This window comes from Microbacterium sp. RG1, from assembly GCF_005347485.1.
Classification (GTDB): Bacteria; Actinomycetota; Actinomycetes; order Actinomycetales; family Microbacteriaceae; genus Microbacterium; species Microbacterium binotii_A.
Map to the genome: position 1 here is coordinate 542,134 of NZ_CP034121.1, position 23,026 is coordinate 565,159.

Below are 23,026 nucleotides of genomic sequence, written 5' to 3' on the forward strand. Positions count from 1 at the left end.
CGTACTCGTGCCCGTATCCATGCACGGCCGACAGCGGGTGTCGTCGTAAGGGTCCCGGCCGCGTGGCGGGCTGAACGTTGTTTCGTCGTCAGGGTGACCTTCGCTAGAACGGCGGGTCGGCCGTATCCGTGAAGACGGCGCGGGATGCGGGGGAATCGCGGTGATGTCGGCCCTGCGGGCTGGTCCACTCGAGAACGCCGTCGGGTCCGAGCCTGACGCGCCAGGGTGTGGCGTGTTTGAGTGAGTGATGTCGGCGGCAGAGGTGCGCGAGGTTGTCGACGTGCGTGGTTCCGCCGTGGGCCCAGTCGATCGTGTGATCGATGTCGCAGCGGTGGGTGGGCATGCGGCATCCGGGGAAGCGGCATCGCTCGTCGCGCACCCGCAGCAGGCGTCGCTGGTCTTCGCTGGGACGGTAGCGGTCGACGCCCAGGACGTTGCCGGTGAGCGGATGGGTCAGCACGCGCGTCCACGCGACGGAGCCCCCGGCGAGGCGGCGGGCGGTCTCGGCGTCGACGGGGCTGACGCCGATCAGTTCGGCGCCTGCATCCGTCGTGCCGAGCAGCGTGGTGGCGGGGATCGTGATGCGCACGTGCGCGTGCACGGCGTCGATACCCGCGTGCGGGGCGTCGGCGGTGTCGGCGGCGGTCGAGGTGAGCAGGAGATCGCTGAGGATGTCGGCGCGCAGCTGGTCGATCGTGCGCGGATCAGTCTCGGGATCGTGGGCGTCACGCACAAGGTGCGCCATCCGCGTGAGCCGGTCGTGTGCGCCGTGAGCTTCGATGACGGGAAGGACGGCCGTGAGCTCGGCCATACCGTCGGGGAGGTCGCGCACGAAGACGCCGCGCTGCGTACGTGCCTCGCGGTGGCGCTCGGTGAGCGGACGCTGCTGCGCCTGCTCGGCCAGCCCGCGGAGGATCGGGCGCAGACGGTTGACGGACATCTCGGAGGCGGCCGCCGCGGCATCCTCGTCGTAGGCCGTGAGTTCGGGGCCGTCGAGTCCGGCGGACGCCTCGTGGATCGCGCGCAGGTGGCGGCGCGAGATGCGGCCCTCGGCCAGGCCGGCGAGGGAGCGCGGCAGACGGCGGGCGATGTCGGCGGCGTCGTGCAGCTCGTTCTGCATGCCGCGGTCGTTCGCGTGCAGAGCCGTGGCGAACTCCGCAGCTATGTCGCGCAGCGGCATCTCGTGCGCCCGGGCCGACGGATCGGACAGACGAGAGGTGCGGTCGGCGGCGATCTGGCGGGCGGTCGCGAGCAGGTTGAGCTCGAGAGCTTCGAGCGCGGCGATGGATGCGCGGGTCTTCTCGACACCGGCGAGCAGGCCCTCGAGCATCGCCGCTTCGGCGTCCTCGGGGCTCATCGCGGCCGCATCCTTCATGCCTGAAGTCTGGCACCGACCTCCGACATCGCCGGGGTCCGATCAGTCGTCGGAGGAACGCCCTCGGAGGCGGTCGATATCGCGCCGTTCGCGCTTGGTCGGACGCCCCGCGCCGCGGTCTCGGACCGGGACGAACGCGGTCAGCTCGCGCGGCGGAGGCGGGGGAGTCTTGTCCTCCGCGGCGAGGGCGGCGAGCGGTGCGCTGACGCGCTTCACGATGGTCTGACGCACGACGAGGATGCGGTCGAAGCCGGCGATCCGCACGCGCACCTCGTCGCCGGGGCGCACAAGCTGCGCTGCCTTGGCGCGGTCGCCGCCGATGCGGACATGTCCGGCACGGCAGGCCGTCGTGGCGGCGGATCGCGTCTTGTAGACGCGGACGGCCCAGAGCCACGAGTCGACCCGAACGGGGGAAGCCGCATCCGTCATCTCTTTATCCTGGCGGATGCGGGCTCAGCCGAGGTCGAGTGCGACGATCGGCCGGTCGGCGCGGGGGCGCGCGGTCTCGACGAATCCCGCGTCGAGGAAGGCCGTGAGGGCACCGTGGAAGAGCTCGTTCGACGATGTCTTCGTTTGCGCGGTATCGACGGGGTAGGCCTCGACGAGGCGCGCGCCGTTCTCGCGGGCGAAGGCGACGGCCGCGTCGAGCAGGCGGCGCGTGAGTTGCTGGCCGCGGAACTCCTTGCGCACGGAGAAGCAGCTGATGGCCCAGGTGCTGGCGTCGGTCCAGGGTTCGCGGGAGGTCTTGCCGTAGAGCTTCGTTCGCGCGAGTCGCTCGTGATCGGGGCGGGGCCCGACGCGCACCCAGCCCGCGCCGACGCCGTCGACGGTGGCGACGAGTCCCGGCGGGATGGATGCGGCCGTCTCCTCACGCAGGAGATCGGTCTTCTCCTCGACGCTCAGCGCGCTGAAGCGGCTGCCCGGCATCATCCACCACTGGCATTGACACGCCCGGCCGTCGCCGCCGCCGGTGAGGGCGTTCTCGACCTCGTCGAAGCGCTCGCTCGTCGCGGGAAGCACCTGGATCTCGCTCATGCCGCGACCGTACTCCCGGCCGTGGACACAAATCCACCGCTTGCGCCACCCGCCGCGTTCGCGGCACGCTCTCGGACCGGCTAAGATGGTTGAGTTGCCCGCGCGCGGGCAGCTCCGGGATGTGGCGCAGCTTGGTAGCGCACTTGACTGGGGGTCAAGGGGTCGCAGGTTCAAATCCTGTCATCCCGACCGGAGACGAGAAAAGGGTCCGCCTATGGCGGGCCCTTTTCTCGTCCCCGCGAGAGATCGCAGGCGGGCCTCGCGGGCGGAGGCTCCGCGTTCGACAGCGGCGCTCGCCCTATGCGCTCGGCGGAGGAGGGAGCGACGGGTGCCTATCTCCCCGCCGCATGTGGTGGCCCTTCTGAGCGGCGCCAGCCTGGTGCGGATACTCATCGCGATGCTCGGTTGATCGACTGATGAGGATCGGCGGATGAATCTTTGTAGAATCTTGGCTAACGCGGACGCGTCAGCGATGGGCGCGGGCGAGTGCGATCACCAGTTCGTCCCATCCCGCCGGAGGCCCTGAGCGCTGAACGGTGCTGTTGGCGAGCACGAGCGCTGCGAGCGAGTTCTCATCGAGGAAGACCGACGGGATGCTCCGCCGAGCCTCGGCCACGAGCCGCTGGCCGAGTTCCATGACCTCGGAGCAAGCGTGGGCGGCGTCGTCCGGAAGCGAGGGCAGTCTGGCGAGCGCATCTGAGAGCAGCCGGTCGGTGGCCTGGATGGTGGCGACCTCCTCGATGTAGCGCACGAGACGGGCGTGCGGGTCCTTCTCGGCGGCGACGGAAGTCTGGATGCGGGCAAGTTGGGCGAGGGCTGCCTGGGGGAGGACCTCGTCGAGGAGGCGCTGCCTGTTACCGAAGTGGTTGTAGAGAGTACCGATGCTCACCCCTGCTGCGCGCGCGACGTCTTCCAGCGGCGCGTCGATTCCCTGCGCCATGAAGATCCTGAGAGCGGCCTCGCGAAGTCGTGTCATGTTCTGCTGAGCATCGCGACGAGGGGGACGCGGCATGGGATCTCCTAAAATGAGGAATAACCTCAACTTAAACCCGATTGACACGAATGGAACCACCCGGACCATACCCAGGAGCCCTTATGTCACAGACCGACGGAAGCCCCATATTGAGGATCGACCTCTGGGCGGACGTTGTCTGTCCCGCATGTTACGTCGGTGACAACCGACTCCAGCGTGCGATCGCCGAGAGTGAGCATTCCGACCGTATCGACCTTGTCCTCCACGCGTTCGAGCTCCACCCGGACACGCCGGACGAGATCGTCGACAACTCCGAGGTCCTCGCCGCGATGATGGGGGCGACGGTGGCAGAGGTTGAAGTGGGGGAGGAAAGCTTCGCTCGCGTGGCCCGTGCCGACGGGCTGCCGTTCTCCATTCGACGTGGTCACCGCAACACAAAGCGTATCCACCGGGTGATCAAGCTCGCACAGTCTTACGGAGTGGCCGTGCCGCTCATGGACGCTGTGCAGCGCGCCGCGTTCGCAGGCGAGTATGAGGCATTCAGTGAGGCGTTCCTGATCGACACGGCGGCAGGTCTCGGAGTGCCTGAGGATGAAGTGCGGGAGACGGTCGACGGCGAACGCTTCTCCGACGAGGTCGAACAGGACCGCGCTGCCGCCCTCCGTCTGGGCGCCCGAGGCGTGCCGTTTGCCGTCTTCGACGGTCGATTCGCCGTGCCCGGGGCTGCCACCGTCGAGGGCTATCGCCAGGCCATCGATCAGGCGTGGGGAGCGGAGGCGTCGCGATGAGTGCTCCAGGCTTTGCTGCCTCACCCCTCACCGTCGTCGTCGGCGGCGTGATGTGCGCCGATGATGCCGCCTGCGGGTGGCAGTCGCCGGCTAACTTGCCCCAGATTCTCGGGAGCACCGCGTCGATCGCGGCGAACCAGTCCCGAAAACCAGAGAAGAAAGAGGAAGCATGACCACGATCACCGTCTTCGGCGGCACCGGATACGCCGGCGGGCACATCGTCGCGGAGGCCGCGCGTCGCGGCCACCGCGTCATCGTTGCGAGTAGAAGCGCTCAGCCGCCGGCAGAAGGTGCTCTCGAGAACGTCGAGTATCGCGCGATCGATGTGCGAAACGACGCGCAGGTGGCCGCAGCCATGGCGGAGGCCGACGTGGTCGTCTCCGCTCTCTCGCCGCGCGGAGCCCTCGATGGTGTGCTCGGCGAGGTCGATCGCACCATCGCGGACCTTGCCCGCGACAAGGGTGCGCGCCTATTCGTTGTCGGAGGCTTCAGCTCTCTTCGGCGCTCGCCCGACAGCCCGCGCGTCATCGACGAGGGCTTCGGACGCGCCGAGGGTGTGCCAGAGGAGATGATGGCGGCGCTGGTGAGCGAGGCGACGCAGATGAACGATATCCTTCTCGCGCTCCTCGATCGCGATGATGATCTCGACTGGGTATTCCTGTCGCCGGGGATGGAATTCGGGGCACACGTCCCGGGCGATGCCACCGGGAGGTATCGGGTGGGTACTGACGGGCTTGTCCTCGCCGACGAGAACGGACGCACCGTGATTGGCGGCGCGGACTTCGCCACCGCGGTGCTCGACGAGATCGAGTCCGACGCGCCCCGCCGTGGCCACCTCGCGATCGCCTACTGACAGAATGAAGACACTGCCCCGTCCCAAGGACGGGGCAGTGTCATTCATTCTGCGCAGGATCTCTACTCGTAGCGGAGCGAGTTGACCGGATCGGCACGGGCTGCGCGTGCCGCCGGCAGCGTTCCCGCGAGGAACGCGATTCCCATCACGATAAGAATGATCGTGGCGATCGAGGCCGGGTCGAACGCGATCACCGTCAGCCCGGGCAGGTCCGAGAACAGCCCCGCAGCCAGCGTCGAGCTGATCGCGGTGCCGACCAGGATGCCGATCCCAGCACCAATCGCACTGCCGAGGAATCCGATGAAGACAGCCTCCACGCTGAACAGTGAGAAGACCCGACCGGAGCCCATCCCCATCGCCTTCATCAGGCCGATCTCGCGGGTGCGTTCTTGGACCGACATGAGCAGCGTGTTGACGATTCCGAAGCTCGCGGCCAGCAGCGCGATGACCGCGAATGCGTTGAGCACCAGAACGATGGCATCGATGACGGCCTTGAACGTGCCGAGCTGATCGGCCACCGTCGTGCCCGTGAACCCGGCCTCGGCGAGGGCGTCCTTCAAGCCGTCGACTTGCGCGTCGGTGGCATCCGGTTCGAACCACACGCTCGCGCTGGCGTACCGATCCTGCTCGTTGTCGGGAAGCCCGGTGTTCTGCAGCGAGAAGAGCTCATCGGTCAGCGATTTGTTGGGGATCACGCTCGTCCCGCCGCCAGTGAAGGTCTGCTCGGCGACGCCGGTCACGGTCGCCTCCACGGTATGGATAGTGCGCACGGCATCGCTCACGGCGATCGTGACACTCCTGCCCAATGCGGAATTCGCATCGGTGAACCCAAGCGGCTCCACCAGGTCGGTAGGCAGCGCCACCTCGAAGTCCGACGAGTCGGCGTCGGGCGCCTCTCCTGCGGCAAGCTGGACGCTCTGGCCGGGTATCAGGGTGCCGACACTCGTGACGAAGCGCGTTCCGTCGCCGTACTGCACGTAGTCCGCCGAGACGGTCTTGGTAGCGGCAACGCGCAGCACGCCGTCGATGCCTTCGAGCGCGACGATGTCGTCGGAGGTCATCGCTACGACACTCGATGTGGTACCCGGGCCGTTTGGCATACCAGTGCTGATCGCATCCGGGTCGTATTCGACGGGGCCGGAGGACACCCCGGGGATGGCGTCGTCCGACGCCTTGGTGACCGTCATCACATCGGATGCGCCGATCGAAGACACGGTGTCGTCGATGTAGCGATTGATCCCCGTGCCGAGGCCGTTGGTGACGGTCAGCGTGAAAGCGCCAACGAAGATGGCCAGAATCGTCAGAGTCGTGCGCGTCTTTGATCGGAAGGTGTTGGCGACAGCGGAGCCGACCAGATCGACGGTTCTCATGCCGCCACCTCCTCATCCAAGATCACGCCGTCACGGATGTGCACGCGCCGATCGCAGCGGGCCGCGAGATCCTCGTCGTGGGTGACCACGATCAGGGTGATGCCATGCTCGCGATTGAGCTCGAACAGGATGTCTTCCACCACCGCGCCCGTCGCCGAATCGAGGTTGCCGGTGGGTTCGTCGGCGAAGATGACGCGCGGGTTATTCACGAGAGCGCGAGCGATGACCGTGCGCTGCTTCTGGCCGCCCGACAGATCGGTGGCTCGATTGCGCGCCTTATCGTGGAGATCCAGCTGGGCCAGAGCATCCAGACTGCGCCGCTTGCGCTCCCGTCGACTCACTCCGGCGATCTTCAACGGCAGCATCACGTTGTCGAGTACCGTGGTGTTGGGTGTCAGGAAGAACTGTTGGAAGACGAAGCCAAACGTCTTGTTGCGCGTGCGGTTGAGGGCGGATCCGCGAAGCTGATGCGTGTCGGTGCCCTCTAGGACGATACGGCCGGTCGATGGCTCGTCCAACAGTGCGAGCAAGTGCATCAGAGTGGACTTGCCGGACCCGCTCTTTCCGACAATCGCGATGCTCTCGCCGGATTGGATGTCGAGGCTCACCCCGCGCAGGGCGTCGAATCTGTTCGTCCCGCGCCCGTAGGTTTTTGTCACGTCTGTCACGGAAATGATCGGGGTTGTCATGATGGTGTTCCTCTCAGGGGCATCCCCAGCCTCGCGCGACTCATCGCCGGATGCGTCCCCCTCGCGTGGTCTGTCTGCTACCGCATCCGAGGTACGGCCGATGCCCTCGCAGGGTGACGTAAACCCGATTCCTCCACGGCAAACTGGCCTCATGCGGATCGATCCCGATGGTGAGCTACCGCGCGTGCACCCTCCGGCATGGCCGGGCGACCTGGTTGCGGCGCTCCTGGTGCTCGTGGGCGCGTTCGTCGCGTTCCCGGGTTCGGGGTCGTTGGTCGCTGAGTCGCCCCTGCTTCTGATCCCTGCGCTCGCGCCGATCGTGATCCTTCCGTTGCGGCGTCGGTGGCCGCTGCTCATCCTCGGCGCGATCGTGGCGCTGTCGTGCACGCTTTCCCTCCTCGGGGCTCCCGCTCCCGGTGTGGTGCTCGCGCTCGTGATAGCGGTCTTCGGCGTCGCCTACCGTAACGAGCGGCGTGTATCCCTCATCGCCGTGGCCGGGACGATCGTGGTCGTCGTGTCGGTCACCCTGGTGGCTGCGGCCGAGGGTCTCCTCGAACCGCGAGCCCTGCAGATCGGGCTGATGGTCGCCGTCGCGGGGGCGGCCGGAGATGCCACCCGGTCGCGAAGCGCGTACATCGCCGCTGTGACTGAGCGCGCCCGACGAGCGGAGGAGACCCGGGAGGCCGAGGCGCGCCGCCGGGTGAGCGAAGAACGTCTGCGGATCGCCAGAGACCTCCACGATGCGGTCGCCCACCAGATTTCGGTCATCAGCCTCAATGCGGGCGTCGCGTCGGCCTCGCTCGAGTCGCGCCCTGAGAAGACGAAAGAAGCGCTCGTGACCATCCGAACGGCCTCCCGTGCAGTCCTCGGCGAGATCGGCGACCTGATGGCGGTGCTCCGAGCCGCTGATCCCGCCGAGGAGCAGTCCGTCATGCCCTCCCCGCAGCTGGGGCTCGCCAGACTCGACGCGCTCGTCGCCTCCTTCGCCGCCTCGGGGCTGGATGCCGCGGTGCGGATCGAGGGCGATCCCGCCCGTCTCCACACCGCCGCCGATCTGGTGGCCTACCGTGTCGTGCAGGAAGGACTGACCAACGCTCTCAAGCACGGCGCAGAGAACCGTGCCCACGTCTTGGTCAGGGTCGGTGACGACGCGGCCAGGATCGTCGTGACGAATCCCGCCAGCGGAGAGGGGAGCCGGGCGGCATCCGACGGCGGCGGGTACGGCCTGATGGGCCTCCGGGAGCGGGTGGCCTCGGTGCGCGGCACGACCGAGTCCGGGCTCGTGCCCGGTGGGTATCGCCTGACCGCAACTATCCCGCTCCCGAAGGAGACCGCATGACCACCGTGCTCGTCGTCGACGATCAGGCGCTCATCCGGGGCGCCTTGCGCGACATCCTGGATGGGGTAGAGGGGATCCGCGTGGTCGGCGAAGCCACGACCGGACAGGAAGCGCTACAAGTGGCCCGACGCGAGCGGCCCGATGTGATCGTGATGGACATCCGTATGCCCGACCTCGACGGCATCGGGGCCACGGCGCAGATCTGCGCGGATCCTTCGCTCGCTGAGACGCGGGTGCTCATGCTCACGACGTTCGAAGAGGACGAGTATCTCGTCTCGGCGCTCCGGGCTGGAGCGAGCGGCTTCATCGGCAAAGCGGCGGAGCCGGGCGATATCGTCCGGGCGGTGCTGGCGGTGCACGCCGGCGACGCCCTGCTCTCGCCCACGGCGACCCGTGCGCTCATTACTCGTTATCTGCAGCCCTCCGCTCCGGTCTCGGCGATGACCTCCGATGCCCTGGCGCATTTGACCGAGCGGGAGCGCGAGGTGTTGCTTCTGGTCGCTCGAGGGCGGTCGAACGACGAGATCGCATCCGATCTGTTCATCTCGCCTCACACGGCCAAGACCCACGTCAAGCGCATCATGACGAAGCTCTTCGCCCACGACCGCGCTCAGCTCGTGATCACTGCCTACGAGAGCGGACTGCTCGTTCCCGGCGCCTGATCGGACCGCCTCCGGCTCTCGATCGGCGATTCGACGCGACATCAGACCAACGGATACCCCGTCAGAGGTATGGGGGTGACCTCGCCGGGGGACGTGGCGAGGTCACGGAGGCGGGAACCTTGGAGGTATGACGTCGAAGGAATCCGCCGTCGCCGTGAGCGGCGACGCATCACCGTCCGCTGAGGCGGCCACGAACAAGCGAACAGTCCTGCTGATCTTCGCGGGACTTCTGGTTGCGATGCTGCTCTCTTCGCTCGACCAGACCATCTTCTCCACCGCACTGCCCACGGTCGTGGGCGAACTGGGCGGGGTGAATCACATGCTGTGGGTCACAACCGCTTACCTCGTCGCCGCCACCGTCATGATGCCCGTGTACGGCAAGCTCGGCGACCTCATCGGACGCAAGGGGATCTTCCTGGGGGCGCTGGGCTTGTTCGTCGTCGGGTCGGTGATCGGGGGCTTGGCGCAGGACATGACCTGGCTCATCATCGGGCGCGCCGTCCAAGGCCTCGGCGGCGGCGGATTGATGATCCTCTCGCAGGCGATCATCGCTGATGTCGTGCCGGTTCGCGAGCGCTCCAAGTACATGGGTGTCATGGGGGCAGTCTTCGGCATCTCCAGCGTGATCGGCCCCCTTCTCGGCGGATGGTTCACAGAGGGCATCGGCTGGCGCTGGGCTTTCTGGATCAACATCCCGCTCGGCATCCTCGCCATGGCGTTCGCGGCGGTCTTCCTGAAGCTGCCGAAGCACCGCACGATGGTGCGATTCGATGTATGGGGCACTCTGTCTATGGCGGTTGCTGTTACCTCGATCATCCTCGTCTCGTCGTGGGGTGGCACGGAGTACGAGTGGAACTCGCCCGTCATCCTCATCCTGGTGGCGATCGCCGTGTTGTCATCGGCGGCCTTCGTGCTGGCCGAGTACCGCGCCGACGAGCCCATCATTCCGCTCTCGCTCTTCAAGAGCCGCAATTTCGTGTTGGCCACGGTGGCCGGTCTGGTGATCGGTGTGTCGATGTTCGGCGCGCTGGCCTACCTGCCCACCTACCTTCAGATGGTGACGGGTGTGAGCGCCACGGCGTCGGGCTACCTGATGCTGCCGATGGTTCTCGGGCTCATGATCTCTGCGATCACGACGGGACAGATCGCGGCACGCACGGGCCGATACAAATGGATGCCTATCGCCAGCATGGTCGTGACCGCGGCCGGGCTCTTCCTTCTCTCGACCATGCGCGTGGACACGCCGATCTGGCTCCTCATGGGTTATCTCTTCGTGATGGGAGCGGGAATCGGGCTGGGGATGCAGATACTCGTGCTGATCGTGCAGAACTCGTTCTCGGACCGACAAGTAGGGACAGCGACGGCTGCCAACAACTTCTTCCGTGAGATCGGAGCGTCCCTGGGCGGTGCTGTCGTGGGAGCATTGTTCAGTAGCCGCCTGACTGCTCTCCTGGCCGAGCGGATACCGCAGCAGGGGGGAGCAACCGGTGATTTGAACAGTCTCACGCCCGCCGTCGTGAACGCACTGCCGGATGCGGTGCGGGACGTCATCGTCGGTGCATACAGCGAAGCGCTCACTCCCGTGTTCCTGATGCTGCTGCCGATGATCGCGATCGGCTTCGTGGTGCTTCTGTTCATCAAGGAGGTCCCGCTGCGCGCGACTCTTGAAACGGGAGATGCGGGCGAGTCCGCTGGTGTGGAGAGTGCGCGAACCTCGGTGTGATGTGCGTATGCAGACGATGGCGACCAAAGCGCGCGCCCACCATCGAATATGACGAAGCTCCGGCACGCGGCGTGCGAGTCGGAGCTTCGGCACGGGCGGCTTCGCCTTGGCCTGCGTGGCTCGTGATGAGGGCGGCCGGCGAGATCGTCGAGGCTGCGTGGTGGCTGTCTACGAGGAGGATGTGAGCACCACGGCGTGTCGGAATGTGCTTTCCGGCGGCCGGTAGCCGGTCATTCCTCTCTTCGGTCTCCGTGCGCCCATCGAGTCTTCTCAGCCGTGGTCGTGGGGCATGCGCCCGCTGTACTTCGACCACCCCGCCGATCCGCAGGTGTGGGAGCATCCGCTGCAATGGATGCTGGGACCCGACCTGCTCGTCGCTCCGGTGCTCGAGCCCGGCGCGACCGCGTGGGAGGTCTACCTTCCCGCGGGCGAATGGATCGAGGCTCGCACGGGCGCGTCGTCAGCGGGCGGCCGAGTGGTCAGGGCGGACGTGTCGTCGCGCTCCTGCGTGCCGCTCTTCGTCCGTGCCGCCGCGTGGCCGGCGCTGTCCGAGGTTCTCACGGGCCGGCACTGACCTGTGAGAGAGGGACGCCGGTGACCTCGGCCGCTCCGGTCACCTACCGGCCGCCGTCACGGCCGCAGCGACGCGACGAAGTCGAGCTTGTCCAGCACAGGATCCGGCAGGAGGAACGGGTAGAGGTCGCTCTTGCCCATCGAGCGGTTGATCATGTTGAGCGCGGTGGCCAGCGGCGTCCAGACCTCCGTCACGACATCACGGAACGTGGCGAACGCGTCGACTCCCGGGAACGTGGCGACGCCGTACTGGTCGGCGGTTTCGAGCGTGTCCGTGATGTGGAGAAAGTGGGCCCACGTCTCGGCGAAGTCCTCGTAGGGGTGCATGGTCGCGTACGTCGAGATGTAGCGCGCCTGCCAGTCTGCCGGCGGCCCCTCGGAGTAGTGGCGATCGATCTCGGCCTGGTAGTCGGCGCGCTCGTCACCGAACAGCCCGCGAGCCTCGTCGGAGCGGCCGGTGTTCTCCACGATCACCCACTCGATGTAGTGCCCGATCTCATGACGGAAGTGGCCGAGCATCGTGCGGTAGGGCTCACCCAGTTGCTTCTGCACCTTCACCCGGTACGCGTCGTCGCTCTCGGCCAGATCGATCGTGATGACGCCTGCATCATGGCCGATGACGACGTTCTCCTGCACGCTCGAGAGCAGATCGAAGCACAGCCCGTGCTCGGGGTCTTCGGCCTTCCCGACCACCGCGAAGCCGAGCCGGTCGAGCTCGAAGAGCAGCCACCTCTTGGCGCGTTCGGCGACGGGGTACTGGGAGAGCCCCACGAGGTCGGCGTCGTTGGGGCGCACGCGCGTCAGGTCGCACGCAGAGCATTGACCACCCTCCAATGCCGCCAGCCACGTGCAGCCGGACAGGCCCAGGTTTCGGCACACGTGCCACACGGCCCCTGACGGATCCACGTACCGGCCCGTCCCGTCGACCGGGACGATCTCGCCCTCGGCGCGGGAGAAACCGAGCGGGGTGCCGCACGATGTACACACGGAGTTCTCGAAGTACACGGCGTTCCCGCACACGCGGCATCGGAAGGTCTTCACCCGGCAAGGGTGGCAGAGCGGCTCGCTCGCCGGCGCGGGCTTGCGCTTCGCACGTGCGCGGTCGCGAAGCTCCGCGCCCCCGTGGAATCACACTCGTGGCGGCGCCCGACGCTTTTATCGCAGGATGCCGGTGTCACGTCCGACGGCGACGGCGGCCGTGCGCGAGGAGACGCCGAGCTTCGCGTAGATGTGCACGAGGTGCGATTTCACGGTCGCGTCGCTGATGTGCAGCCGCTCGGCGATCTCGTTGTTCGTCGCGCCGGCCGCGACGAACCGCAGCACTTCCGTCTCGCGGACGCTCAGGCTGCTCTGCGGGGCCCTCATGCGCGCGAGCAGCCGCCCCGCGATCGCCGGGGCGAGTGCCGTCTCGCCCGCCGCGGCGGCGCGGATGGCGGCGATGAGCTCCTCCGGCGTGGTGTCCTTCAGTAGATAGCCGCTGGCTCCTGCCTCCACCGCGCCCAGGATGTCACCGTCGGTGTCGTAGTTCGTGAGCACCAGCACCGCGGGCGCCTCTTCGAACTCTCGGATGGTGCGGGTCGCGTCGGCCCCGCTCTGCGACGTGCCGAACTGCAGGTCCATCAGCACGACATGCGGCGCCCGCTCGATCACGAGGTCGATGGCCTCTGACGGGGTCGCCGCTTCGCCGACGACATCGAGATCCGGCTCGCCCGCGAGCATCGCTCGCAAGCCCGTACGCACGACCGGGTGGTCATCGGCGAGCAGGATCCGGATCATCAGTTGCTCTCCCGTTCCGTCAGCGGCAGCCGCGCGGTGACCCTCGTGCCCTGCTGCGCAGCAGAGTCGACGTCGAGGGTGCCGCCGAATTGCTCGACGCGTTCACGCATGGCGTGCAGTCCGAAGGAGTCCGCGCCATGCGAGTCGCCGACCGTCGACGCCGCATCGAAGCCCTGCCCATCATCGCGCACTGTCAGCGACACCGTGGAGTCGTCGCCGCGAAGCTCGACGGCGACTTGCGTGGCGTGAGCCTGTCGGACCGTGTTGGAGAGCGCACCCTGCGCGATGCGCAGCAGTGCCGTCTGGATTCCCATGGGAAGAGCGAGCTCCTCCGCATCCACTTCCACAGTGATCGACGAGCGCTCGGACAGCTCCCGACCGAGTCGCTCCAGGGCTGCGACCAGACCATCTCCCAACCGGTCCGGCGTGAGCTCGCGAATGATCTGCCTCGTGTCGGCGAGGCTGTCCGCCGCCGTCTCACGGGCGAGCCGCACATACCCGGCGCCAGGATCGGGGATGTCGCGTTCGGCGGCACGCAGCAGCATCTGGATCGACGACAGGCCCTGGGCGACGGTGTCATGGATCTCACGAGCGAGGCGGGCGCGTTCGCTCAGCGCACCCTGCGCACGCTCGCTCTCCGCGAGTTGCTGTCGCGTGCGGATCAACTCTGCCAGCAGGCGCTCACGCTCCTCCGCCTCCCGGCGAAATGCCCGGTAGGCGAGTCCGATCAGCACGGCCACACCGGCGCCGATCAGCGGGCCGATCACTCCTCCCACGCTGAAACCGAGGTGCAGGCCCAATGCGAGGATCGCGAAAGCGGCGGTGACCACGATGGCCGCGACCCCGCCGCGTCCGGGCAGCACGTGGAGATAGAGGAAGAAGAGAGGGAATGCGAGATACGCGCCCTCCGGGCTCAACCACGTCAGCACCGCCCACAACAGGGTGAGGGCGGCGACCCAGCCGACGGCGTAGCCGCGACGGGAGACGTGCGGATCACGCCGCATCCGTCCTGCCCATGCGCCCGAGAGATACACAGTCACGAAGGCCACAGCGGCGACCGATGTCCACGTCCCCGTCTCCGCGGAGATGAGGAACGCGCGGACGACCGCGAAGCCCGCGAGCCCGATCATGAGGGCATGCAAGCCCACACGAAGGCCCGTGAACACGGGTGTGAGCGTCGAAGGCGACATGACGGTCTCAGCCTAGGTGCGGGGCACGGCACGGCCATCAACCGAAAGTTCGATCCTGAATCCCACGATTCGGGCGATGCCGGCCAGCCCTTCCGACAACGAGTGTGGAGTCGAGCTCGGGCAGAGTGCACGAGCGGGAAAGGTACCAGCGTGTTCGTCGCCTGGAGAGAGCTGCGGTTCGCCCGTGGTCGATTTCTGCTGATCGGGGCGGTCGTCGCCCTGATCACGTTGCTCGTCGGCTTCCTCGCCGGGCTCACCGGAGGCCTGGCCGCTCAGAACGTCTCCGCCGTACTCGAGTTGCCGGGCGACAGGCTCGTGCTGCAAAAGCCCCACAACAGCGATCCCAGCTACGCGACCTCCTCTCTCGACGAGGAGACCGTCACGGCATGGCGCGAGGCCGGCGGCATCGAGTCGGTGACTCCGATCGGGATCGTTCAGTCACGGGCCTCAGTCGTCGGTGCCGCCGACCCGACGGGCGTCGCGCTCTTCGGGCTGCCCCAGAAGACGTCGGATGACGCCTCCAACCCCCTGTTCGAGATCGTTCCCGTTCGCGACGACGAGGTGGGGCTCTCTTCGGGAGCCGCCTCAGCACTCGGCGTCGCGGCGGGCGATGCCATCTCGATCACCGGCCAAGAGTTCACCGTCGCCGTCATCGGCGGCGACCTCTGGTACAGCCACACACCGGTCATCGCTCTGACCTCGGATGCGTGGAGCACAGCGAGCAGGCGCGTCGGCGGCGACGGCACCGCGACGGTGCTCGCCGTCACCGGAAACGCCGACTGGCAGGCGATCGGCGCCGAGACGGGTACCGTCGCCGAGACGCCCCTGGCGAGCCTCACGGCACTTGAGGCCTTCCGCTCGGAGATCGGTTCGCTCGGGTTGATGATCGCGATGCTGTTCGGGATCTCCGCACTCGTCGTGGGCGCGTTCTTCACGGTCTGGACAATGCAACGTGCTGGCGATATCGCCGTGCTCAAAGCCCTCGGCGCGACGACCGGCTCGCTCGTGAGGGATGCCCTCGGCCAAGCCTCGATCGTCCTCCTCTCCGGGATCGGTGTCGGTCTTGCCGCGGTCGTGGCCCTGGGCACGCTCGCGGGGCGCGCACTGCCCTTCGTGATCAGTCCGCTCACCACTCTCGCCCCAGCCGCCGTGATGGCGGTGCTGGGACTCGCAGGGGCCGCGTTCGCGCTGCGGTCCGTTACCAAAGCCGACCCTCTCACCGCCCTCGGGAGCAACCGATGATCGAACTGCAGAACATCACCCTCACTTTCCCCGACGGGGACAACCGCATCACCGCCGTGGACGACGTCACCCTTCACGGCGAGAACGGCTCTGTCACCGGCATCACCGGCCCCTCGGGGTCGGGCAAGTCGAGCATCCTCGCAGTCGCGGCGACTCTGATCCGCCCCGATCGCGGCGGCGTGCTCATCGGAGCCGGCGAGGCGGCCATCGACGCCGCTCAGCTCTCCAGGAAGGACGCCACGCAGCTGCGACGAGAGCGCATCGGCATCGTTTTCCAACAGTCCAACCTGCTTCCGGCGCTCACGGCTCGCGAGCAGTTGCAGGTCATGGCACGGCTCGGCGGCGCCGGTCGGAGCAGGCGAGCGAAGGTGGATGCCCGCGTCGACGAGCTCCTCGCAGCCGTCGGTCTCCTCGAGCACGCCGACAAACGCGCGCACCAGCTCTCGGGGGACAGCGGCAGCGCGTGGCGATCGCCCGCGGGCTCGTGCACGAGCCGGAAGTCCTGCTCGTCGATGAGCCGACCAGTGCGCTGGATCAGGAGCGCGGGGCGGAAATCATGCAGCTGATCGCGGACCTCACGCACGAACGCGACATCGCCACCCTCCTCGTCACCCATGACCTCGTACACCGCGAGGCGCTGGATGAGCTCGTGACCGTCGTCGACGGCCGGATCGAGGGTCGGAGGACGAGCCTCGCCGATGCGGTGTGATCGACGCGCTCGCCGCCCGAGTCGTCCGCTAACCTGAACCCACACATACGACACGGGGTGCCCTGCGGGGCTGAGATCACACCCGTCGAACCTGATCTCGTCAGTACGAGCGGAGGGATGTCGCACATGACGCGCGCGCCAGAGAACCTGATCGAATCCACCATCCGGACCTGGGATGCGGTGCGGGAGCACGGCCCGCTCGTGCAGTGCCTGACCAACGCGGTGGTCACGGGCTTCACCGCCAACGTCCTCCTCGCCCTCGGGGCGGCTCCGGCGATGGTCGACATCCCGCAGGAGGCGGGGCCGTTCGCCCGCATCGCCTCGGGCGTCCTGGTGAATCTCGGCACACCCGGCGCCGAGCAGCGGGAGGCGATGCGCGAGGCAGTGGCGGCCGCCCAGGATGCGGGTACTCCCTGGGTGCTCGACCCCGTGGCGATCGGTGTGCTGCCGGTGCGCACCGCGCTGGCCGCTGAGCTCGTCGCGACGGCGCCGAGCGTCGTACGCGGCAACGCGTCCGAGATCATCGCCCTCGACGGCTCGGGCATCGGAGGCCGCGGAGTCGACGCGACGGACGGCGTCGAGGATGCGGTCGCCGCAGCCCGGCGCATCGCCCAGACGACCGGCGCGATCATCGCCGTCTCCGGCGCGGTGGACGTGGTCACGGACGGCGCCCGCGAGGTGCGGCTCGGCAACGGCGACGCGTTGCTGACACGCGTGACCGGTGGCGGATGCGCTCTCGGCGCCGTCATGGCGGCGTTCGCGGGCGTCGAGGAGGATCGCTTCGCGGCGGTGATCGCCGCGGTCACCGTCTACAACGTGGCCGCCGAGCTCGCCGCGGAGCGTGCCACCGGCCCGGGTGGCTTCGCCGTCGCGTTCCTCGACGCGCTCGCCGGCCTCGACGCCGACACGCTTCGCATCCGCGCGGTGATCTCGTGAACGCGGACCTCTCGCTGTACCTCGTGACGGATGCGGGCATCGCCGCGGCGGCGGGCCACGACATCGTCGACGTGGTGCGCCAGGCGGCGGCGAACGGCGTCACGGCGGTGCAACTGCGCGAGAAGGACGCCTCCGCACGTCGCTTCCTCGACACGGTGACGAGGGTGTCGGTCGTGCTGCCCGACGGCGTCGCGCTGCTCGTCAACGACCGCGTGGACGTCTTCCTCGCCGCTCGCCACGCGGGCGCGCGCGTGTCGGGAGTGCATGTGGGACAGAGCGATCTTCCGCCGGACGCCGTGCGCGCACTGGTGGGCGATGACGCGATCGTCGGCCTCAGCGCCGCCACGCCGGAGCAGCTGGCTTCCGCATCCGACAGCGGTGTCGTGGACTACGTCGGCATCGGTGCGCTTCACGCGACCGCTACGAAGCGCGATGCGCCGCCACCGTTGGGCCACGAGTCGTTTGCGCGACTGGTCGCGGCGAGCGCGCTGCCCGCCGTGGCGATCGGCGGTGTCACCGCCACCGACCTGGGCCCGCTGCGGCGAGCGGGTGCGGCGGGCGCGGCCGTGGTGTCGGCGATCTGCGGTGCGAGCGACCCCGCAGAAGCGGTCCGTATGCTGCGCGCGGCATGGGATGCGGCATGAGTGCCGTGCGCGCCGTTGTGCGGGTGCTGAGCATCGCGGGAACCGACCCGACGGGAGGCGCGGGTATCCAGGCGGACCTCAAGAGCATCGCCGCGAACGGCGGTTACGGCATGGCCGTCGTCACCGCCCTCGTCGCGCAGAACACGCACGGCGTGCGTTCGGTGCACGTGCCGCCCATCGCGTTCCTCGCCGAGCAGCTCGACGCCGTCTCCGACGATGTGCGGATCGATGCGGTGAAGATCGGCATGCTCGCCACCGTCGAGGTGATCGAGACGGTCGCGGCCTGGCTCGGCCGCATCCGCCCGCCGGTCGTCGTACTGGACCCGGTGATGGTCGCGACGAGCGGCGATCGTCTGCTGGACGCGGATGCCGAGGACGCCCTCCGGCGGCTGCTGCCGCACGTCGACCTCGTGACCCCGAACATCCCCGAACTCGCGATCCTCGCGGGCGCACCCGAGGCCTCGGCGTGGACCGACGTGCTCGCGCAGGCGAGCGTCGTGGCTCGTGCGCACGGCGTGCGCGTGCTCGCCAAGGGCGGTCACCTGTCGGGGGAGCGGCTGCCGGATGCGCTCGTGGAGATCATCGACGGTCGCGTCTCCGTCACCGAGTTCGCCGGTACCCGCATCCGCACCCGGAACACGCACGGCACGGGCTGCTCGCTCTCATCGGCGGTGGCGACCCGCGCGGCGGCCACCGGCGAGTGGGCGCAGGCGACGGCGGAGTCGAAGAGGTGGCTCGCCGAGAGCATCCGTCACGGCGCTGAGCTCGAGGTCGGCTCGGGCAACGGTCCGATCAGCCACTTCGCCGGGCTCTGGGAACGCGGCGGTCTCGACACCCGGCCGACCGCGCGCGAGGTCGAGACCGGGTGGTGGGAGGACATCGCCGGCATCCGTGCCGAGATCGACGACCTGCCGTTCGTGCGGGGGTTGGGCGACGGCACGCTGGAGAGGGACGCGTTCCTCGGCTATCTCGCCCAGGATGCGCTGTACCTGCGCGACTATGCTCGCGTCCTCGCCGATGCCGCGCGCCGTGCGCCGGACTCCGCCGAGCGCGCGTTCTGGGCAGGAAGCGCGCAGAATGCGATCGTCGGCGAGCTGCAGTTGCACGATCACTGGCTCGCGGGCGAATCCGGTGTCGGGGCGCGTCCGGATGCGGTCACGACGGCCTACCTCGACCACCTGCTGGCGACCTCCGCCCGCGGCGACTACCGCGTGCTGATCGCGGCGCTGCTGCCCTGCTACTGGATCTACCAGGACGTGGGGGAGCGACTGCAGGCGCATTCGCATCACGGGCACGCGTATCGCTCCTGGCTGGAGACCTATGCCGACCCGGTCTTCGCTCAGTCCACCCGCCGCGCGATCGACATCGTCGCCCGGTCGGCGGCGACGGCGGATGCGGCGACCCGAGCCGCGATGCACGACGCGTTCCTGGTGTCGTCACGTCACGAACTCGCCTTCTTCGCCGCGTCGCGGTGACGCGCCGCAGCTACTCGTACCTCAGGGATGTCACCGGGTCTGCTCGTGCGGCTCGCGCCGCCGGCAGGGTGCCCGCCAGGAAGGCGATGACCATCACGACGAGGATGATCGTGACGATTGAGAGCGGATCGAACGCGATGAGCTGGAGCCCGGCCAGATCGGCGAAGAGTCCCCTGGACAGAGCGCCGCTGATCGCCGTGCCCGCGACCATGCCGATGCCTGCGCCGATGGCGCTGCCGAGGAACCCGATGAATGCCGCCTCGATGCTGAACAGGGTGAAGACGCGTCCGGAGCCCATGCCCATCGCCTTCATCAGTCCGATCTCTCGCGTACGTTCCTGAACGGACATCAGCAGGGTGTTGACGATCCCGAAGCTCGCGGCGAGCAGGGCGATGACCGCGAAGGCGTTCAGCACGAGCACAATGGCGTCGATCACGGTCTTGAAGGTTCCGAGCTGGTCCGCGACGGTCGTGCCTGTGTACCCCGCATCGGAGAGCGCCTGCTTCAGATCGTCGATCTGCTCCGATGAGGCGTTCGCGGCGAATCGCACGCTGGCGCTGGCATAGCGGTCCTGCTGATCGATGGGCACGCCGGTGTTCTGCAGCGTGAACAGCTCGTCCGACAGGGCTGCGTTCGGCGTGATGCTCGATCCGGTACCGACGAGCGTCTCCTCGGTCACGCCCGTGATCGTCGCCTCCACCGTGTACTGCGTGCGTGCGGAGTCGGCGACGGCGACGGTGACCGACTCGCCGATCGCATCGGCCGCATCCGAGAACCCGAGGGCATCCACCAGCGAGTCCGGCACCGTCACCTGGTAGTCGGTTGCGGCATCGTCGGGAGCACTGCCGTCAGCGAGCTGCAGGGCCTGCCCGGGGACGAGAGACCCCACGCTGACGACCCATTTCTTGCCGTCGGCGTGCTGGAGGTACTCCGCGTCGATCGACTTGTTCGCCGACACGTCCTCGACCCCGCTGATCGCGCGAAGCACGGTGATGTCTTCATCCGTCAGCGCGGTGACCGTCGCGCCGGGCCCTGCGGTGCTCGCGGAGATCGCGTCAGGATCGTACTCGGTCGGGCCCGACGACAACCCGCTCCCGCTCGCGGAGCTCTTCGTGACGCTCATCACATCGCTCGCGCCGATGGATGCAACGGTGTCGTCGATGTAGCGGTTGATGCCGGTGCCGAGTCCGCTCGTGACGGTGAGAGTGAAGGCGCCGACGAAGATCGCGAGGATCGTCAACACGGTGCGCGTCTTGGAGCGGAACGTGTTCGAGATGGCCGAGGTGATCAGGTCCGGGGTTCTCATGCGGGAACCTCCTCGGCCACGATGAGCCCGTCCTTGATGTGGATGCGGCGGTCGCACCGGGCGGCGAGCTCCTCGTCATGGGTGACCACGATCACGGTGATGCCGTGCTCCCGGTTGAGAGCGAACAGGATGTCTTCGACGACGGAGCCGGTCGTCGAGTCGAGGTTGCCGGTCGGCTCGTCGGCGAAGATCACTCGGGGGTTGTTCACCAGCGCGCGCGCGATGACGACGCGCTGCTTCTGACCGCCGGACAGGTTCGTCGCCTTGTTCTTCGCCTTGTCGGCCAGATCCAGCTGAGCAAGCGCCGCCATGCCGCGGCGCTTGCGCTCCGCGCGACCGATTCCGGCGATCTTCATCGGGAGGATGACGTTCTCGAGGACGGAGGCATTCGGGGTGAGGAAGAACTGCTGGAAGACGAACCCGAACGTGCGATTGCGTGTTCTGTTCAACGCGCGTCCGTGCAGACGACGGGTGTCCGCTCCCTCGAGCGTGATCCGGCCCGCCGTGGGCTCGTCCAGCAGTGCGAGCAGATGCATGAGGGTGGACTTGCCCGATCCGCTCTTGCCGACGATCGCGACGGACTCGCCGGCTCGGATCTCGAGGGTCACCCCTCGCAGCGCATCGAAACGGCCCTGATTGCGACCGTAGGTCTTCGTGACGTTATCCACCGACAGCAGGGGCGCGCTCATCGTGCGCCCTCCGCTGCCTCGTCCATCAGGGCGGCGGTCGCCGTCGCGACGGCGTCGTCCTCCCCGTCGCGCGATTCGTCGCGCGTAGCTCGGAAGGGCACCTCCTTGATGAACAGCAGCGCGATGAAGCCTGCCCCGATCATCGGCAGGAGAAGAAGGAAGACGGGCGTCAGGGCGTCGTTGTAGGCGCCCACGACGATGTCGTGCAGCGCATCGGGCAGCGCATTGACCGCGGCGGGGGTGAGCGAGTTCGTGGAACCGCCGATCGTGCCGGCATCCGCTCCCGCCAACCGCTCGGTGAGCAGTTGGGTCAGCCTGCTCGCGAACGCCGAGCCGACGATCGCACTGCCCAGTGAGGCGCCGATCTCGCGGAAGAAGTTGTTGGAGGCGGTTGCAGTGCCCACCTCGGAATCGTGGAACGCGTTCTGCACGATCAGCACGAGGATCTGCATGCCCAGGCCGATTCCCGCGCCCAGGGCGAACAGGTAGGTCATCAGGAGCCAGAGCGGGGTCTCGACGGTGAGGGTCGACATCAGCAGCAGTGCGCCCGCGACGACGACCATGCTCGCGAGCGGCATCCACTTGTAGCGTCCGGTACGCGACGCGATTTGGCCCGTGCTGATGGTCGTCAGCATCAGGCCGACCACCATCGGGATCATCATGAACCCGGAGATGGTCGCGTTGACACCGGTGACCATCTGAAGGTAGGTCGGAAGGTACGCGAGCGTACCGAACATCGCGACGCCGATGAACAGACCGGCGACGGTGGCCAGGACGAAGTTGCGGTTGCGGAAGAGCTTCAACGGGATCAGCGGGTCGGATGCCTTGTGCTCGGCGAGCACGAACAGTGCCGCGGAGACGGCGGCGATCACGATCAACCAGAGGACCTGGGGCGAGTCCCACGCATAGGTGTTGCCGCCCCACGACGTGGTCAGGATGATCGAGGTCACGGCGATCGCCATCGTCACGGTGCCCCAGAGGTCGAATCGGAAGGTGCTGCGGCTGTGAGGGGTGCGCAGGAAGACCCAGGCGCAGGCGATGGCGACGAGACCGAGCGGGATGTTGATCCAGAACGCCCACCGCCAGCCGACGCTCTCTGTGAACCAGCCGCCCAGGAGAGGGCCGATGACGCTGGACAGGCCGAAGACGGCACCCATGACGCCCATGTACTTCGCGCGCTCACGCACGGGGACGACATCCGCGATGATCGCCTGCGACAGGATCATGAGCCCTCCTCCGCCCAAGCCCTGCACAGCCCGGCCGACGATCAGCCCCGTCATGTCGGTGGCGAGGCCGCCGATCGTCGAACCGACCAGGAAGAGGACGAGGCCGCCGATGAACAGCCACTTGCGGCCGATGAGATCGCCGAGCTTGCCGTAGATCGGCATCATGATCGTCGCCGCGACCATGTAGGCGGTGGTCACCCACAGCATGTGGTCGACACCGTCGAGCTCGCCGACGATGGTGGGAAGAGCGGTCGAGAAGATCGTCTGATCCAGCGACGCGAGCAGCATCGCGACGAGAAGTCCGGCGAACACGAGCAGGACGGATCGCCGCGCGGTCGGCGCCGTCGCCGCGGCGGGCGCGGCGGATGCGGGAGAAGTCATGCTCTCAGCCTCGTCGGCCAGGCCCGGCGGCGCGTCCCCCGCACGAGGACACCTGCCCTACCCCTCAGGGGG

At 67.9% G+C, this 23,026-nt stretch carries 22 protein-coding genes, 1 tRNA gene, 1 pseudogene and 1 riboswitch; of the genes and pseudogenes, 12 read left to right on the forward strand and 12 right to left on the reverse strand.

What is annotated here, in order from left to right:
- Positions 1–103 precede the first annotated feature (103 nt).
- Genes EHF32_RS02490 through EHF32_RS02500 form a run of 3 tightly spaced genes read right to left on the reverse strand, consistent with a single transcriptional unit; the run spans position 104 to position 2,410 of the window.
- Positions 104–1,375 carry an HNH endonuclease signature motif containing protein gene (locus EHF32_RS02490; protein ID WP_137416655.1) on the reverse strand — a complete coding sequence of 424 codons (1,272 nt, stop codon included), beginning with the start codon at positions 1,373–1,375 and terminating at the stop codon, positions 104–106.
- Between the two features lie 42 nt (positions 1,376–1,417).
- Positions 1,418–1,804: an RNA-binding S4 domain-containing protein gene (locus EHF32_RS02495; RefSeq protein WP_137416656.1), complete on the reverse strand. Its 387-nt coding sequence runs from the start codon at positions 1,802–1,804 to the stop codon at positions 1,418–1,420.
- A gap of 24 nt (positions 1,805–1,828) precedes the next feature.
- Positions 1,829–2,410 (reverse strand): GNAT family N-acetyltransferase, encoded by a 582-nt coding sequence (locus EHF32_RS02500; RefSeq protein WP_137416657.1) that lies wholly within the window; start codon positions 2,408–2,410, stop codon positions 1,829–1,831.
- A gap of 115 nt (positions 2,411–2,525) precedes the next feature.
- Between EHF32_RS02500 and EHF32_RS02505 the strand changes: the two genes are divergently transcribed.
- Positions 2,526–2,599 (forward strand) — tRNA-Pro (locus EHF32_RS02505).
- Between the two features lie 277 nt (positions 2,600–2,876).
- Here EHF32_RS02505 and EHF32_RS02510 read toward each other — a convergent pair.
- Positions 2,877–3,422 (reverse strand): TetR/AcrR family transcriptional regulator, encoded by a 546-nt coding sequence (locus EHF32_RS02510; RefSeq protein ID WP_161594052.1) that lies wholly within the window; start codon positions 3,420–3,422, stop codon positions 2,877–2,879.
- Positions 3,423–3,472: 50 nt separating this feature from the next.
- On the opposite strand from EHF32_RS02510, the gene EHF32_RS02515 reads away from it, so the two are divergent.
- Both EHF32_RS02515 and EHF32_RS02520 read left to right on the forward strand, forming a co-directional pair.
- Entirely contained in the window at positions 3,473–4,171 is a 699-nt protein-coding gene (locus EHF32_RS02515) for a DsbA family oxidoreductase (protein WP_137416659.1), read from the forward strand.
- 169 nt (positions 4,172–4,340) lie between these two features.
- Positions 4,341–5,024 (forward strand): NAD(P)-dependent oxidoreductase, encoded by a 684-nt coding sequence (locus EHF32_RS02520; protein ID WP_137416660.1) that lies wholly within the window; start codon positions 4,341–4,343, stop codon positions 5,022–5,024.
- A 62-nt stretch (positions 5,025–5,086) separates the two neighbouring features.
- Here the strand turns inward: EHF32_RS02520 and EHF32_RS02525 are convergent, their stop codons facing one another.
- Positions 5,087–6,394, reverse strand: a complete 1,308-nt coding sequence (locus EHF32_RS02525; protein WP_137416661.1) for an ABC transporter permease — start codon at positions 6,392–6,394, stop codon at positions 5,087–5,089.
- Positions 6,391–7,083, reverse strand: coding sequence for an ABC transporter ATP-binding protein (locus tag EHF32_RS02530; protein ID WP_137416662.1), 693 nt, complete (start codon positions 7,081–7,083; stop codon positions 6,391–6,393). Before EHF32_RS02530 ends, EHF32_RS02525 begins: the two co-directional genes overlap by 4 nt.
- A 151-nt stretch (positions 7,084–7,234) precedes the next feature.
- On the opposite strand from EHF32_RS02530, the gene EHF32_RS02535 reads away from it, so the two are divergent.
- The 4 genes from EHF32_RS02535 to EHF32_RS02550 all read left to right on the forward strand — a co-directional run bounded on the left by EHF32_RS02535 (position 7,235) and on the right by EHF32_RS02550 (position 11,381).
- Positions 7,235–8,422: a sensor histidine kinase gene (locus EHF32_RS02535; RefSeq protein WP_161594053.1), complete on the forward strand. Its 1,188-nt coding sequence runs from the start codon at positions 7,235–7,237 to the stop codon at positions 8,420–8,422.
- Positions 8,419–9,084 (forward strand): response regulator, encoded by a 666-nt coding sequence (locus EHF32_RS02540; protein WP_137416664.1) that lies wholly within the window; start codon positions 8,419–8,421, stop codon positions 9,082–9,084. The genes EHF32_RS02535 and EHF32_RS02540 overlap by 4 nt, the downstream gene beginning before the upstream one ends.
- 127 nt (positions 9,085–9,211) lie before the next feature.
- Positions 9,212–10,807, forward strand: a complete 1,596-nt coding sequence (locus tag EHF32_RS02545; protein ID WP_137416665.1) for an MDR family MFS transporter — start codon at positions 9,212–9,214, stop codon at positions 10,805–10,807.
- A gap of 289 nt (positions 10,808–11,096) precedes the next feature.
- A complete protein-coding gene (locus EHF32_RS02550; protein ID WP_137416666.1) occupies positions 11,097–11,381 on the forward strand; it encodes a TIM-barrel domain-containing protein in 285 nt (94 codons plus the stop codon).
- 56 nt (positions 11,382–11,437) lie between these two features.
- Here EHF32_RS02550 and EHF32_RS02555 read toward each other — a convergent pair whose 3' ends face one another.
- From EHF32_RS02555 to EHF32_RS02565, 3 genes are all read right to left on the reverse strand, one after another.
- On the reverse strand, positions 11,438–12,421 hold the full coding sequence (locus EHF32_RS02555) for a zinc-binding metallopeptidase family protein (protein ID WP_137416667.1): 984 nt from the start codon (positions 12,419–12,421) through the stop codon (positions 11,438–11,440).
- Positions 12,422–12,535: 114 nt separating this feature from the next.
- Positions 12,536–13,156 carry a response regulator gene (locus tag EHF32_RS02560; protein ID WP_137416668.1) on the reverse strand — a complete coding sequence of 207 codons (621 nt, stop codon included), beginning with the start codon at positions 13,154–13,156 and terminating at the stop codon, positions 12,536–12,538.
- Positions 13,156–14,346 (reverse strand): sensor histidine kinase, encoded by a 1,191-nt coding sequence (locus tag EHF32_RS02565; RefSeq protein WP_137416669.1) that lies wholly within the window; start codon positions 14,344–14,346, stop codon positions 13,156–13,158. The genes EHF32_RS02560 and EHF32_RS02565 overlap by 1 nt, the downstream gene beginning before the upstream one ends.
- A 150-nt stretch (positions 14,347–14,496) precedes the next feature.
- Between EHF32_RS02565 and EHF32_RS02570 the strand changes: the two genes are divergently transcribed.
- From EHF32_RS02570 to EHF32_RS02590, 5 genes and pseudogenes are all read left to right on the forward strand, one after another.
- Positions 14,497–15,588 (forward strand): ABC transporter permease, encoded by a 1,092-nt coding sequence (locus EHF32_RS02570; RefSeq protein ID WP_137416670.1) that lies wholly within the window; start codon positions 14,497–14,499, stop codon positions 15,586–15,588.
- Positions 15,585–16,297, forward strand: a pseudogene (locus tag EHF32_RS02575) (ABC transporter ATP-binding protein). The gene EHF32_RS02570 and the pseudogene EHF32_RS02575 overlap by 4 nt, the downstream one beginning before the upstream one ends.
- A gap of 43 nt (positions 16,298–16,340) precedes the next feature.
- Positions 16,341–16,432: riboswitch (TPP riboswitch) on the forward strand.
- A complete protein-coding gene (gene thiM / locus EHF32_RS02580; RefSeq protein ID WP_137416671.1) occupies positions 16,424–17,233 on the forward strand; it encodes a hydroxyethylthiazole kinase in 810 nt (269 codons plus the stop codon). (Overlaps the previous riboswitch by 9 nt.)
- Entirely contained in the window at positions 17,230–17,877 is a 648-nt protein-coding gene (gene thiE / locus EHF32_RS02585; protein ID WP_202876832.1) for a thiamine phosphate synthase, read from the forward strand. The genes thiM and thiE overlap by 4 nt, the downstream gene beginning before the upstream one ends.
- Positions 17,874–19,352, forward strand: coding sequence for a bifunctional hydroxymethylpyrimidine kinase/phosphomethylpyrimidine kinase (locus EHF32_RS02590; RefSeq protein ID WP_137416672.1), 1,479 nt, complete (start codon positions 17,874–17,876; stop codon positions 19,350–19,352). Before thiE ends, EHF32_RS02590 begins: the two co-directional genes overlap by 4 nt.
- Before the next feature lie 10 nt (positions 19,353–19,362).
- On the opposite strand, the gene EHF32_RS02595 is transcribed toward EHF32_RS02590, so the two are convergent.
- From EHF32_RS02595 to EHF32_RS02605, 3 genes are read right to left on the reverse strand one after another with little or no spacing between them, the layout of a single operon-like run.
- On the reverse strand, positions 19,363–20,658 hold the full coding sequence (locus EHF32_RS02595) for an ABC transporter permease (protein ID WP_137416673.1): 1,296 nt from the start codon (positions 20,656–20,658) through the stop codon (positions 19,363–19,365).
- Positions 20,655–21,347: an ABC transporter ATP-binding protein gene (locus EHF32_RS02600; protein WP_137416674.1), complete on the reverse strand. Its 693-nt coding sequence runs from the start codon at positions 21,345–21,347 to the stop codon at positions 20,655–20,657. Before EHF32_RS02600 ends, EHF32_RS02595 begins: the two co-directional genes overlap by 4 nt.
- Positions 21,344–22,954 (reverse strand): MDR family MFS transporter, encoded by a 1,611-nt coding sequence (locus tag EHF32_RS02605; protein ID WP_137416675.1) that lies wholly within the window; start codon positions 22,952–22,954, stop codon positions 21,344–21,346. The genes EHF32_RS02600 and EHF32_RS02605 overlap by 4 nt, the downstream gene beginning before the upstream one ends.
- Positions 22,955–23,026 lie beyond the last annotated feature (72 nt).